A 13,419-nucleotide genomic window follows, 5' to 3' on the forward strand; every position below is an offset into this window, starting at 1 on the left:
TTTTTCGCAATAGATTGCGAAAAAACTCCTTATTTATTTTTACGCCTTTTTCTCCTGTAGCATATACATAAGAAAAAGGAGGGATAAAGATGGGGATTGTTGAAACAGCTGAATGGCTACATTTATATTATGGACGGCCAGAAAAACTTTGTGAGAAATTTACGAAGTATATTCCGTTGCCAAAAGAAAGGTTGTATCGCTTTTTAATTTCAAAAGGGATGTATCGCCCGATCATGCGCGGAGAAAAGGAAATTAAAGAATTAGAGGAAAAGGAAATTTGGAAAGAATTGAGCCTGGAGTATGATAAACTGAAAAATTGGTTAAAAGGTCCAGATGTCCCTGTCTTTATTTTATTATCAGATTCCTATAATCGAACTGTACAAGAAGAGTATAACGGTAGGGCTGGATTATCTATGCGTCATGTTATTTTCTTATTCGTATGTGGGCGGAATTCGGTAGAAGAATTAAAAGTGTTATTGGCGCATGAATATCATCACATATGCAGGTTACATCAAATTGAGACGAAAGAAACAGAATATACATTACTTGATACGATGATTATGGAAGGGCTAGCGGAACAAGCAGTAACAGAAAGGTATACAGAAAAAAACAATGCACCGTGGACGGCGTATCTTTCAAAAGAAGAGGCTGTTTATTATTGGAAAAATGTTGTACATGAAAGAATAAGTATAAAACGAGGAACAAGGGAACATGACATCTTATTAAATGGCTTTCACTCTTATCCGAAGATGCTTGGCTATGCGCTTGGATTTCATATTGTCAAAGATTGTGTAACTTTGGAAGGAGAAGATACACTTTCTTTATTATCTATAGATGCAAAAGAAATATTGAATAAAGCAAATACATTTCATATATAAAAAAACAGGAATTCTATTTCCTGTTTTTTTAGTATTAATAGAAGAAAAAATAATAATTAGAATATATTTCCTCAAGTGGAATAAAGTTAAGCAAAAATGAACATAATGATTGGTACAAACAGTAGTGAAGTGAGGGGTAGTGAATGTTATATCTACATGATGTATGGGTAAATTGGTTTGAAGGTGAAGAGAATGGGTATAACGTTTGTCATTTTTACGAATGGCGGAAAGATGATACGATTGAGCTATTAGATCAAGTGCCATTATTAAAAGTAGATGCCACATTATATCATTACATCGAGAACGAATTGTTAGAGCTTCCGCAAAAAATGCTGGAAGACGTACATCATAAGGCTTATATTCGTAAAAATCATGAACGTTTGCAGCAAGAGTATTGCTTTGTTGTTACAGATGGAAAAGGAATTATTGCGATTGACACAATTGGTTACAATGTACCAATTCGCAAAAGTAGACTTATACCACGTCAAGAGCAGATGGTATATGAGATGGTAGAAAACGTACAAGCAGAAAAGTATGAGTTCCAAGTAGAAGAAACAGAAAAAGAACATCATATTTTATCACCATCGCCTTTCATTATGAATGGCTTGACTCGTAAAGAAAGACAGCTAAAACAATTATTATTTATGGCGTTAGATCAATTACATACAACGAAAAACACAGCAGAAATTCGCTATTGGTTCACAGAGTGGGATCCATCAGCATATGGAATGGTTCAACATATGGAATTTGAAGATATTTGGGCTAAGCTGTATGATGAAGCGAAAACAGGCTGGTCTGATAAGCACGAACAATTATGCGAGCGTCTCGTAAAAGGACAGCCATTTTTTGAAAAGTTATGGGAAATGGAAAATGAGCAAAAGGTAAATTAAAAAACCGCCAATTGGCGGTTTTTTAATTTTGTAGAAATCTAGTTCCAGCGGCAAGAATGTTCGGTGGCTTCGCGCCTTCACATTCTAAACGAGCCGCCTCCGCTTTTTGTAGAAATCCAGCTCCGGCAGCGAGCTCTTCGTGTCTAAGAACCTTCCGCATAAGAAGACAAAAAGCGTCTTCTATGCGAAAGAACCTTATCCAGTCAGAGCTGAACGAGCTGCCTCCGCTTTATATGTTACCTACGTTTTCTGCTTAGTCCCATTGCGTTTTCTACTTTGCGTAGTTGTTTGAATGCAACGCGGTTTGCTTTTTCTGCACCTTTGTCTAGGATTTCGTCTAGTTCTGGTGAGTTGATTAGTTCGTTATATTTGTCTTGGATTGGACGAATAGCTTCTACGACTACTTGCGCTAGGTCGCCTTTGAAGTCGCCGTATCCTTTTCCTTCGTACATTGCTTCGATTTCTTCAACTGTTTTTCCAGAGAATGAAGAGTAGATTGTTAATAAATTAGAGATACCAGGTTTGTTTTCCTTATCAAATTTCACAATACCTTCAGAGTCAGTTACAGCACTCTTAATTTTCTTTTCAATTGTTTTTGGCTCATCAAGCATACTAATCATTGATTTTGGATTCGGATCAGATTTACTCATTTTTTTCGTAGGCTCTGTTAATGACATAACGCGAGCTCCTACTTTTGGAATGCGAATTTCAGGCATTGTGAAGATTTCGCGGTAACGTTTGTTGAAACGCTCTGCTAAGTCACGTGTTAATTCGATATGTTGCTTTTGGTCATCACCAACCGGCACGATTTCAGTGTTGTAAAGTAAAATATCAGCAGCCATTAATGGTGGATACGTAAGTAATCCAGCTGGAACTGAATCTCTACCAGAAGCTTTATCTTTATATTGCGTCATACGTTCTAATTCTCCAACGTAAGCAACAGATTGCATGATCCATCCTAGTTGAGCGTGTGCTGGTACTTCTGATTGTACAAATAAAGTAGCTTTTTCAGGATCGATGCCGCATGCTACATAAAGTGCAGCAAGACTGCGGATGTTTTTACGAAGCCCGACGGGATCTTGAGGTACTGTAATCGCATGTTGGTTTACAATACAGAAATAACAGTCGTGTTCATTTTGAAGCTCTGTAAACTGCTTCATTGCTCCTAAATAGTTTCCAAGTGTAATCGTTCCACTTGGTTGAATACCAGAAAAGATAACTGACATAAGTAATTCCTCCTAAAATAGAATGCGTGATGTGGGGAAGAGAAGGCAAACAAAAAAGCCCATTCATCCCAAAAACTATAGGGACGAATGGACCGTGGTACCACCCTAATTATTTCACTACTGTGAAATCTCTCTAATCCATAATAACGTTTGGATATAACGCCAAAGCCTACTACTTTCGGTTCGGTTTGGTGCTCAAAAGCCCATTCCATACTGTACAATTACTTGTTCACACCAACCACAAGCTCTCTGAAATTGCCTCAATATGTACTCTTCTTTATCATCGCATACATATAAATTTATTTATTGTTACTTGAGCTCTTTTAATATGAAAGAACTAAAGTTTTATAACAAAATGTTTTGCTGATTATTATATCATATGGGATAGTGTTTGCAAACTACATCAAAATAGTAAAGCTAATGAGGGTCGAGAACAACCCAAGGAAGATACCTGTAATACAAATTGGATATGTCCATTTGAATGAATATGTTTTATAAATACGTTCTTTCTTATCTGTAGGTTCCTCGACTTCTTCAATTAAAGAGTCAATCTTTTTGTTCGTACCAAATACTCTTTGGAATGCGTAAATGGTTACATTGAAAAAACCATTTTGAAATATGTATAAAAAACCGCCGATAAGAATAAAAAACAGTGCAATATAAAACAAAATGTTGACAAAGTTCAACAAAAATTGAGATGAAATGAGGAATGCACCAATACTAGAAGCAATCATCGCTATAAAAATTAGTATACAAGTATGAAAAAAAACTTTATTCAAAATATTCCCCTCCGTCAAAATATTACTAGAATTATTATACTATAAAAGCTATAATAAGTACTAGGATTAATTTTTTGAAAATTATACGCAATTAAAGGTCTGATTTTAAGATGATGGTAGCAATGTTAATGTATCCCTTTACGAAAAATTAAAAATATAAATATTTTATTAAAAATTTTAACAAAAAAACAAAAAACTATATTCACAATTGTTATATTATATGTATAATGAAAATTGTAGAAACTTGGAGATTATTCTTTCAATTCTACTTTTTAACAAGTGAGGGTACAGGAAGTGCAATTAGGGGAGGCAACACAACATGAAGAAAAAGATACCGTTATTACTTGCATCAACTTTAACTGCAAGTATGTTGCTTAGCGCGTGTAGCTACCAAAAAGATGACGCAAAAGCAAAAGGGAAAGAGAACGCTACGAGTAGTAGTAACGGAAAACAGATTCTTAATTTAACAGAGTTATCTGAAATTCCGTCAATGGATGCATCATTGGCATCTGATTCTTCATCTTCTACAGCATTAAATAATACGATGGAAGGTTTATATCGTATTGGCAAAGATCAAAAGAGAATGCCTGGAGTTGCAGAAGATGTCGAAAAGCTAGATGATGGGAAGAAATACATATTTAAATTAAGAAAAGATGCGAAATGGTCGAATGGGGAACCTGTAACAGCTAAAGATTTTGTGTATTCATGGAAAAGAGCAGTAAATCCAGATACAAAAGCAACGTATTCGTACATTATGTTCGATATTAAAAATGCAGAGAAAATTCATAAAAAAGAATTACCTGCTGACCAATTAGGTGTAAAAGCGATTGATGATTATACATTAGAAGTAGAATTAGACAATCCCGTTCCTTACTTTATCGATTTAACAGTTTATCCAGTATTTTACCCACTAAATGAAAACTTTGTAAAAGCACAAGGGGATAAATTTGGTTTAGAGGCAAATACAACATTATATAACGGTCCATTCGTTATGAGTGATTGGAAACATGAACAAAGTTTCCAATTCAAGAAGAATCCTTCATATTGGGATAATAAAACGGTTAAAATCGAAGAAATCAACTTTAATATTGTAAAAAATACAGCAACTGATGTAAATTTATATGAGACAAACGCGATTGATCGAGCGGCTTTAACGTCTGAATTTGTTGATAAGTTTAGAAAAAGCCCAGAGTTCCAAACAAGAAAAGAAGCAGGGGTTGCTTACTTAAGATTTAATCAAAGTAATCAGTACTTAAGTAATAAAAACTTAAGAAAAGCAATTTCAATGTCCTTTGACCGTGATAACATTGCAAAAGTTATTTTAAATAACGGTGCAATTGGAGCTTACGGATTTGTTGGAAAAGATTTCGCTGAAGGTCCGAATAAAAAAGATTTCCGAGCTGAAAATGGAAAGCTAGTTGAAACAAATCCAAAAGAAGCGAAAAAGCTTTGGGAAACAGCGAAGAAAGAGCTTGGAACTGATAAAATCGAACTAGAATTCTTAAACTTTGATAATGAAGATGCTAAAAAAGTTGGGGAATTCTTAAAAGGTGAGATGGAAAAGAACTTACCAGGTTTATCAATTAAAATTAAACAGCAACCATTCGCACAAAAAAATAAATTAGAAGATTCTCAGCAATATGATATTGCGTTTGGTATTTGGGGACCAGATTTCCCAGATCCAATCTCATATTTAGATATGTTTGTTACGAATGGTTCTCAAAATAAAACAGGGTATTCTAATCAGAAATATGATGAGTTAATCCTAAAAGCTAAAACAGATACAAAAGATTTACAAGCTCGCTGGGACAACCTTCTAGAAGTAGAGAAGATGTTAATTAAAGAGGATGCAGTTATCACTCCAATCTTCCAAAAAGGTTCAGCGTATGTAGTAAAAGGTGCCGTAAAAGATATTATCCCAATTAACTATGGTGGTAAATTAACTTACAAATGGGCATCTGTTGAACAAAAATAATCTTTTTTTCCATCGTTTACAAGGGTATATGCCTATGATGGGCATATGCTCTTATTTTAAAAAAATAAAAGTAAGAATATTTTAAACTATCTTATTGCTTTTGAGAAAAACGGGGAGGTGCTTGATATGGGACGTTATGTATTAAAACGTTTCGTGTACATGGCTTTGACATTATTTTTAATTACTACACTGACTTTCTTTTTGATGAAATTACTTCCGGGTTCTCCGCTTAAAAACCAGGAGAAGCTATCACCGGCACAAAAAGAAATCATTCTTGAAAAATACGGATTGAATGATCCGGTACCAGTTCAATACGCACGTTACTTAGGTAACCTAGCAAAAGGTGATTTAGGGGTATCATTCCAATATGATAACCGCCCAGTAACAGACATGATTGTGGATCGTATTGGACCATCAGCCCAATTAGGTTTACAAGCGATTATATTAGGAACATTTATCGGTTTAATTTTAGGTATTGTTGCCGCACTTCGTAATAATACGTGGGTAGATTATAGTGCAACAGTTATTTCGGTACTCGGAATGTCGGTACCATCATTCGTATTCGCCGCATTACTGCAATATTTCGTAGGGGTAAAACTTGGCTGGTTCCCAGTAGCATTCTGGAAAGGACCAGAGTTTACTGTAATGCCTACAATTGCATTATCGATGGGAGTTATCGCAACAATCGCACGTTTCTCTCGTGCAGAATTAATTGAAGTTATGCAAGCCGATTACATTTTAACAGCGAAAGCGAAAGGAATTAGCCAAGGCGTTATTATTGTCAAACATGCACTTCGTAATGCGTTAATTCCAGTTGTAACAATTTTAGGACCAATGGTTGCGGCATTAATTACAGGAACACTTGTTATCGAGCAAATTTATGCTGTACCAGGACTTGGGGAACAATTCGTTAAATCGATTACTTTAAATGACTATACAGTTATTATGGGAACTACGATTTTCTATAGTGCAATCTTCATTTTAGTTATTTTCATTGTCGATATTTTATACGGAATTATTGATCCTCGTATTCGTTTAGCGGGAGGGAAAAAATGATGAAAGATGTACAAAAATTATCTCCAGATTTATTTCAACAAGCCAATCAAAATAATGTTGATAATGAAGTCATTGCCCGTCCAAGCCTAACGTTTTGGCAAGATGTAAGAAGACGTTTATTCCAACATAAAGGTGCGATGCTTGGCCTTGTATTATTAGTTATCATTGCACTATTAGCGATTTTTGGACCGATGGTAAGTAAACACTCGTATAAAGAGCAAGATTTAGGTCGAGCGAAATTACCACCAAAAATTCCAGTTATTGAAAATGTTCATTGGTTACCATTTGACGGTACAGATCAATATGGTGTTGACCAATATGAAAAACGTGATATTAAAGAGTACTTCTGGTTTGGTACAGATGATCTTGGCCGTGACTTATGGACAAGAACATGGGAAGGTACACGCGTATCATTATATATCGCTCTTTTAGCAGCAGCAATTGACTTAGTAATTGGGGTTGCATACGGAGGTATTTCAGCATTCTACGGCGGTAGAGTAGATAACATTATGCAACGTATTATGGAGATTATTAACGGTATTCCATACTTAATCATCGTTATTTTAATGGTAATCATTATGGGATCTGGTATTTGGTCAATTACACTCGCGATGGCGATTACAGGTTGGATAGGGATGTCGCGTATTGTTCGTGGACAAATCTTAAAGTTAAAAAACCAAGAATATGTATTAGCATCTCGTACATTAGGTGCAACAAATACACAATTAATTGTGAAACATTTAATTCCAAACGTAATGGGACCTATTATCGTAATGACAATGTTTACAATTCCATCAGCGGTGTTTGGTGAAGCGTTCTTAAGTTTCATCGGTTTAGGAATTCAGCCGCCATTTGCGTCACTAGGTTCTCTTGTAAATGATGGTTATAAATCTATTCAAACGTATCCGCATATGATGTTCATCCCTGCGGTTGTCATCAGTATATTAATTTTAGCGTTTAACTTAATGGCAGACGGATTACGCGACGCGTTAGATCCAAAAATGCGTAAGTAAAAGAGGGGAGAGGCAAAGATGAAAACATTGTTAGAGGTAAAAGATTTACAAGTCTCCTTTGATACACATGCAGGTGAAGTACAAGCTGTACGCGGCGTTACTTTTGATTTGAAAAAAGGAGAAACATTGGCGATTGTAGGAGAATCTGGTTCAGGGAAATCAGTTACTTCTAAAGCGTTAATGGGATTAATTCCGAATCCTCCTGGACGCATTAAAAATGGTGAAATCGTATTTGAAGGTCGTGACTTAACGAAATTAACAGAAAAAGAAATGCAGCAAGTACGCGGTAAAGATATCGCGATGATTTTCCAAGATCCAATGACATCATTAAACCCAACGATGACAATTGGAAATCAAATTATGGAAGGTCTAATTAAACACCAAGGGATGAGTAAAGCAGATGCACGTAAAGTTGCTTTAGAATTAATTGACCTTGTAGGTATTCCAAATCCAGAAGCTCGTTTAAAACAATATCCTCACCAATTCTCAGGTGGTATGAGACAGCGTGTAGTTATTGCGATGGCGTTAGCTTGTAACCCGAAATTATTAATTGCCGATGAGCCGACAACAGCGCTAGACGTTACGATTCAGGCGCAAATTTTAGAACTTATGAAAGACATTCAGCAAAAAACAGAAGCAGCAATCATTTTCATTACGCATGACTTAGGTGTAGTAGCAAACGTTGCGGACCGAGTGGCAGTTATGTACGCTGGTAAAGTTGTTGAAATTGGAACTGTAGATGAAATTTTCTACAATCCGAAACATCCATATACTTGGGGTTTAATCGCATCTATGCCAAGTTTAGATGGTTCAGAAGAAGAGTTATATGCAATCCCTGGAACGCCTCCAGATTTATTGAAGCCGCCAAAGGGAGATGCTTTTGCACCACGTAACCCACAGGCACTGAAAATTGATTTTGAAATGGACCCACCTTTATTTAAAGTAAGTGATACGCACTATGCGGCAACTTGGTTACTTCACGAGCAAGCTCCAGAAGTAAAACCGCCAGCAGTCGTTGAAAAACGCATTCTTCAAATGAAAGCAGGTGAACAACATGACTAAACAACGTGAGAAATTAATTGAAGTAAAAAATGTAAAGCAGCACTTCGACGTGAGTGGTGGTGTTGTCAAAGCGGTTAATGATATTTCATTTGATATTTACCGCGGAGAAACATTTGGTCTTGTAGGAGAATCAGGTTGTGGTAAATCGACAACTGGAAGAACGATTATTCGTTTATATGATGCAACTGCTGGTGAAGTATTGTTCGATGGTGAAAACGTACATGGTAAGAAATCACGCGCAGAACTGAAGAAATTCAACCGTAAAATGCAAATGATTTTCCAAGATCCATACGCATCATTAAATCCTCGTATGACAGTAGGGGATATTATCGCAGAAGGTATTGATATTCACGGATTAGCGAAAAGTAAAAAAGAGCGCATGGACCGTGTTCATGAACTATTAAACACAGTTGGTTTAAATAAAGAGCACGCAAACCGTTTCCCACACGAATTCTCAGGTGGACAACGTCAGCGTATCGGTATCGCTCGAGCGCTTGCTGTAGACCCAGAATTTATCATTGCCGATGAGCCGATCTCAGCACTTGACGTATCGATTCAGGCGCAAGTTGTAAACTTACTGAAAAAGTTACAAAAAGAAAAAGGTTTAACATACTTATTCATCGCCCATGATTTATCAATGGTAAAATACATTAGTGATCGTATTGGTGTAATGTACCGTGGCCAAATCGTTGAGTTAACAACAAGTGATGAATTATATGCGAATCCAATTCATCCATATACGAAATCACTATTATCAGCGATTCCACTTCCAGATCCAGATTATGAGCGCAATCGTAAACGTATCGTATATGATCCATCACAACATAATTATGGTAGTGAAGCACCAACAATGCGTGAAATTCGCCCGGGACATTTCGTACTATGTTCGGAAGCGGAGTACAAGAAATATAAAGAGATTTATCAATAAGAAAAAGAGTCATTCTTCTGTTATGGAAGGATGGCTCTTTTTCTACTATATAAAAGAATTGTATACATTTGTCGGTCAGTCGATATATTTAAAGAATCGCCGATATAAATCTCATGTATCATTAGTGATATCCATATGCAAAATTACTGAACTTGAACAGAAACATTCTCCTCTTGTTCTTCAGGTTTAACAAGTGCATAACGCTCCCACGCTCTACTTTTCCAGCGGAAGAACATAATAATGGCACGTGTCCATTCGTCGATGGCGATTGCTAGCCAAATACCAACGAGCCCCATATCTAAATGAAAGGCGAAAAAGTAACCTAGTGGTAAACTCATTAACACCATAGAGAATGCACCGATTAAAACAGGATATTTTGCATCACCAGCTGCACGAAGCGAATTAATGATGACGATATTCATCGTACGTCCCGTTTCAAGTAGTACACTTAGTAAAAGAACACTTGCGCCTAACCCGATAATGTACGGATTATCTGTAAACAGTCCCATTAATTGTGTACGGAATGTAATAACGAGAGCGACCATACATAAAGTTACACCAATCGCCCATTTTACACTTTTCCACAAGCGTTCGTATGCTTCATCTTTTTCGCCACCACCAACGAGGCGGCCAATAATAATGGCTGTTCCCATACCAATTGCAATAGCGAATAAATAAGTGAACATAGAAATGTTCGTAGCGTATTGTCTAGCCGCTAACGATTCCGTTCCTAAATATGTTGCATAGTATAAGAAGACAATTTGACAAGCTTGATACATAACTTGCTCAAAAGCAGATGGAATCCCGATTTTTAAAATTTTCCCGATATATTCTTTTGATAAGGTGAAATAATATTGTAATTTTACACGATATTCCATAACGCGGTATAGTAACCAGAAGAAAACAATAAGCGCTATAAGTCGGCTGACAGCAGAAGAAATGGCAGCCCCTTGTACACCGAGCTCAGGGAAACCAAATTTCCCGAAAATGAGTACATAGTTTCCAGCGATATGAATCATATTCATTCCGAGTGAAATAAACATCGCTTGCTTTGTGAAACCGTGTACACGGATAATTGCGGCTAATGAGTTAATAATAGCTTGTAGGAAGATGGCTCCTCCGACGATAGATAAGTAGTTTTGCGCATACGTTAGTACATCGCCTTGTAAGTTCATTGCGAGCATCATATGTTTCGAAAATAAAAGAAAACCAGCGCTTATAACGAGCCCAACTATTAAATTTAATGTGACGGCTAATGCTGATATTTTAGATGCTTCCATAAAGCGTTTGGAACCGAGGTATTGAGATACGACGATAGCTGCGCCGTTCCCGATGACTTCTAGTACCAAAATAGCGATATGGAGGTATTGATTCGCTGCACCAACCCCAGATACAGCATCGTCTGATAATGCACTTAACATGAAAGTATCAGCGATCCCCATTAACATAAAAAGAAAAACTTCTAGAAAAATAGGCCATGTTAATAAGAATAAACTTAATTTCTCAGTAGGCCCGTTTTTTGCCTGAATTGCTGCCATGTCCGTCCCCTCTTTACCGATATCTATTTTTAGCAAAATGTATCGTAACATACTTTCTTAACCTTTGCACTCATTTTAGCCTACATATTTTTATTATGAAGAGAGTGCTATTTTATGATAAAAACAAAAGGATAATTATACATAAAGTATTATGAGATATAAAATTCATTTTTCTCTGATAATTTAGAAAAATATAAAAAATATTGTTTTTAACACTTTAGTAAGAATAATCAGCAATATGAAACGTTTACAAAGATTTATTTTTTAACAGGAAATTTTAATGAAATAGAAATATAAATATACAAAAAATATATTTGTGTGTATAATATGAATTATTAGAACATATATATATTTCTTTCTGTTTGAAAATGAAAGGGCTAACATTTTTATGGAGGGTGGAAGTATGAAAAAAAAGATGCCAGTTTTTGTAGTATCAACAGTAGCAATGAGCATGATGTTAGGGGCATGTAGCTACCAAAAAGATGAACCGCAAGCGAACGCAAAAGGGGATAGCGGGAAAAGCGGTGCGAAGCAAGTTATTAACTTAATTGAAACGCAAGAAATTCCAACGATGGATCCAGCGTTATCAGCTGATGCAGTTTCTTCAAGAGTAATGGGTAATACGATGGAAGGCTTATACAGTTTAGGAAAAGATGATAAGCTAGTTCCTGGTGTAGCGAAGGAATTCCAAAAATCAGAAGATGGTAAAAAATATACATTTAAATTACGTGAAGACGCAAAATGGTCAAATGGTGATCCTGTGACGGCAAAAGATTTCGTATACGCATGGCAAAGAGCGATTAACCCAGATACAGCTGCGAAATCAGCGTACATTATGTATGATATAAAAAATGCAGAGAAAATTAATAAAAAAGAGATGAGTCCGGATCAATTAGGGGTAAAGGCGATTGATGATTATACATTAGAAGTGGAATTAGATAATTCAATTCCATACCTTGTAGATTTAATGGTATATCCAATCTTCTATCCTGTGAATGAAAAGTTTGTGAAAGAGCAAGGTACGAAGTTTGGTTTGGAAGCGAATACAACGCTTTATAACGGACCATTTACATTAAGTGATTGGCAACATGAACGTAGCTTTAAAATGACAAAGAGCGCGTCATATTGGGACAATAAAGAAGTGAAGATTGAAGAAGTAAACTTTAATATTGTAAAAGATACATCTACGCCAATTAACTTATATGAAACAAATGCAATTGATCGAGCGTCGTTATTAGCGGAGTTTATTGATAAATATAAAGGAAAACCAGATTTCCAAACAGTAGAAGATACATCTGTATTCTTCCTTCGTTTAAATCAAAAAGATCCAGCTTTAGCAAATAAAAATATTCGTAAAGCAATTTCACTTGCTTTTGACCGTAAGCCATTCGTGGATACATTATTAAATAACGGTTCTAAGCCAGCAACAGGATTAATTCCTGATAACTTCATTAAAGGACCAGATAAAAAAGATTTCCGTGCTGTAAATGGGGATATTGTAAAACCAAACGTGAAAGAAGCGAAGAAATATTGGGAAGCTGGTAAAAAAGAACTTGGTAAAAATGAAATCGAATTAGAATTATTAAATGAAGATGTAGAGTTATCAAAGAAAACTGGTGAATATTTAAAAGGTGAATTAGAAAAGAATTTACCAGGTTTAACAGTAAAAATTAAACAACAACCATTCGCACAAAAACTAAAATTAGAAGATGCGGGCGATTATGTCATGTCATTCTCTGGATGGAGTGCGGACTTCCCAGATCCAATTACATATCTTGATATGTTTGTAACAGATGGGTCACAAAATAAGATGAAGTACTCTAATCCAAAATACGATGAAATCATTATGAAGGCGAAAAAAGATGGAAGCGATGTAAATGCTCGTTGGAAGAACTTATTAGAAGCAGAAAAAATGTTACTTGATGATGCTGCGATCGTTCCAGTATATCAACGTGGTAGAGCATATTTACAAAGAGATTCAATTAAAAATATGTATAACCATAAATATGGCGGCGATTTAAGCTTTAAATGGGCGTCAGTAGAGAAGTAAGAAAAAAAGCAGGTGATCGCCTGC

Annotated in this window: 11 protein-coding genes and 1 other annotated feature; of the genes, 8 read left to right on the top strand and 3 right to left on the bottom strand. The window is 35.9% G+C overall.

The annotated features are described in order from the left end of the window. The first annotated feature begins 89 nt into the window (after positions 1-89). Both GD442_RS05805 and GD442_RS05810 read left to right on the top strand, forming a co-directional pair. The gene (locus GD442_RS05805) at positions 90-878 is read left to right on the top strand and encodes a DUF2268 domain-containing putative Zn-dependent protease (RefSeq protein ID WP_000513277.1); all 789 of its coding nucleotides are present in this window, start codon (positions 90-92) and stop codon (positions 876-878) included. Positions 879-1,021: 143 nt separating this feature from the next. Next, positions 1,022-1,768, top strand: coding sequence for a YjbA family protein (locus GD442_RS05810; RefSeq protein ID WP_000966127.1), 747 nt, complete (start codon positions 1,022-1,024; stop codon positions 1,766-1,768). A 236-nt stretch (positions 1,769-2,004) separates the two neighbouring features. On the opposite strand, the gene trpS is transcribed toward GD442_RS05810, so the two are convergent. Both trpS and GD442_RS05820 read right to left on the bottom strand, forming a co-directional pair. Beyond that, positions 2,005-2,994: a tryptophan--tRNA ligase gene (trpS, locus tag GD442_RS05815; protein ID WP_000110982.1), complete on the bottom strand. Its 990-nt coding sequence runs from the start codon at positions 2,992-2,994 to the stop codon at positions 2,005-2,007. Positions 2,995-3,070: 76 nt separating this feature from the next. Next, positions 3,071-3,287 (bottom strand) — a binding site (T-box leader). A gap of 105 nt (positions 3,288-3,392) precedes the next feature. After that, positions 3,393-3,773, bottom strand: coding sequence for a DUF3899 domain-containing protein (locus GD442_RS05820; RefSeq protein WP_001044997.1), 381 nt, complete (start codon positions 3,771-3,773; stop codon positions 3,393-3,395). Between the two features lie 319 nt (positions 3,774-4,092). Here GD442_RS05820 and GD442_RS05825 point away from each other — a divergent pair, with 319 nt between their 5' ends. From GD442_RS05825 to GD442_RS05845, 5 genes are all read left to right on the top strand, one after another. After that, positions 4,093-5,748 (top strand): peptide ABC transporter substrate-binding protein, encoded by a 1,656-nt coding sequence (locus GD442_RS05825; RefSeq protein WP_000727217.1) that lies wholly within the window; start codon positions 4,093-4,095, stop codon positions 5,746-5,748. 126 nt (positions 5,749-5,874) lie between these two features. Further along, on the top strand, positions 5,875-6,804 hold the full coding sequence (gene opp3b / locus GD442_RS05830; RefSeq protein WP_000534167.1) for an oligopeptide ABC transporter permease: 930 nt from the start codon (positions 5,875-5,877) through the stop codon (positions 6,802-6,804). Beyond that, on the top strand, positions 6,801-7,817 hold the full coding sequence (opp3C, locus tag GD442_RS05835) for an oligopeptide ABC transporter permease (protein WP_000974106.1): 1,017 nt from the start codon (positions 6,801-6,803) through the stop codon (positions 7,815-7,817). Before opp3b ends, opp3C begins: the two co-directional genes overlap by 4 nt. An 18-nt stretch (positions 7,818-7,835) precedes the next feature. Then, positions 7,836-8,879 (top strand): ABC transporter ATP-binding protein, encoded by a 1,044-nt coding sequence (locus tag GD442_RS05840; RefSeq protein ID WP_000854346.1) that lies wholly within the window; start codon positions 7,836-7,838, stop codon positions 8,877-8,879. After that, entirely contained in the window at positions 8,872-9,807 is a 936-nt protein-coding gene (locus GD442_RS05845) for an ABC transporter ATP-binding protein (RefSeq protein WP_000166348.1), read from the top strand. Before GD442_RS05840 ends, GD442_RS05845 begins: the two co-directional genes overlap by 8 nt. Before the next feature lie 143 nt (positions 9,808-9,950). Here the strand turns inward: GD442_RS05845 and GD442_RS05850 are convergent, their stop codons facing one another. Further along, positions 9,951-11,396: an MATE family efflux transporter gene (locus GD442_RS05850; protein WP_002164600.1), complete on the bottom strand. Its 1,446-nt coding sequence runs from the start codon at positions 11,394-11,396 to the stop codon at positions 9,951-9,953. Positions 11,397-11,748: 352 nt separating this feature from the next. On the opposite strand from GD442_RS05850, the gene GD442_RS05855 reads away from it, so the two are divergent. Continuing rightward, positions 11,749-13,395: a peptide ABC transporter substrate-binding protein gene (locus tag GD442_RS05855; RefSeq protein ID WP_000728609.1), complete on the top strand. Its 1,647-nt coding sequence runs from the start codon at positions 11,749-11,751 to the stop codon at positions 13,393-13,395. The last annotated feature ends 24 nt before the right edge of the window (positions 13,396-13,419 follow it).

Source organism: Bacillus sp. A260 (assembly GCF_009861435.1).
Lineage (GTDB): Bacteria > Bacillota > Bacilli > Bacillales > Bacillaceae_G > Bacillus_A > Bacillus_A cereus.

What these genes read in the sequence shown, in the direction of transcription:
- GD442_RS05805 (WP_000513277.1), top strand. Translation starts at nt 90, where the DNA reads ATGGGGATTGTTGAAACAGCTGAATGGCTACATTTATATTATGGACGG.
- GD442_RS05810 (WP_000966127.1), top strand. Translation starts at nt 1,022, where the DNA reads ATGTTATATCTACATGATGTATGGGTAAATTGGTTTGAAGGTGAAGAG.
- trpS (WP_000110982.1), bottom strand. Translation starts at nt 2,994, where the DNA reads ATGTCAGTTATCTTTTCTGGTATTCAACCAAGTGGAACGATTACACTT.
- GD442_RS05825 (WP_000727217.1), top strand. Translation starts at nt 4,093, where the DNA reads ATGAAGAAAAAGATACCGTTATTACTTGCATCAACTTTAACTGCAAGT.
- opp3b (WP_000534167.1), top strand. Translation starts at nt 5,875, where the DNA reads ATGGGACGTTATGTATTAAAACGTTTCGTGTACATGGCTTTGACATTA.
- opp3C (WP_000974106.1), top strand. Translation starts at nt 6,801, where the DNA reads ATGATGAAAGATGTACAAAAATTATCTCCAGATTTATTTCAACAAGCC.
- GD442_RS05840 (WP_000854346.1), top strand. Translation starts at nt 7,836, where the DNA reads ATGAAAACATTGTTAGAGGTAAAAGATTTACAAGTCTCCTTTGATACA.
- GD442_RS05845 (WP_000166348.1), top strand. Translation starts at nt 8,872, where the DNA reads ATGACTAAACAACGTGAGAAATTAATTGAAGTAAAAAATGTAAAGCAG.
- GD442_RS05850 (WP_002164600.1), bottom strand. Translation starts at nt 11,396, where the DNA reads ATGTTACGATACATTTTGCTAAAAATAGATATCGGTAAAGAGGGGACG.
- GD442_RS05855 (WP_000728609.1), top strand. Translation starts at nt 11,749, where the DNA reads ATGAAAAAAAAGATGCCAGTTTTTGTAGTATCAACAGTAGCAATGAGC.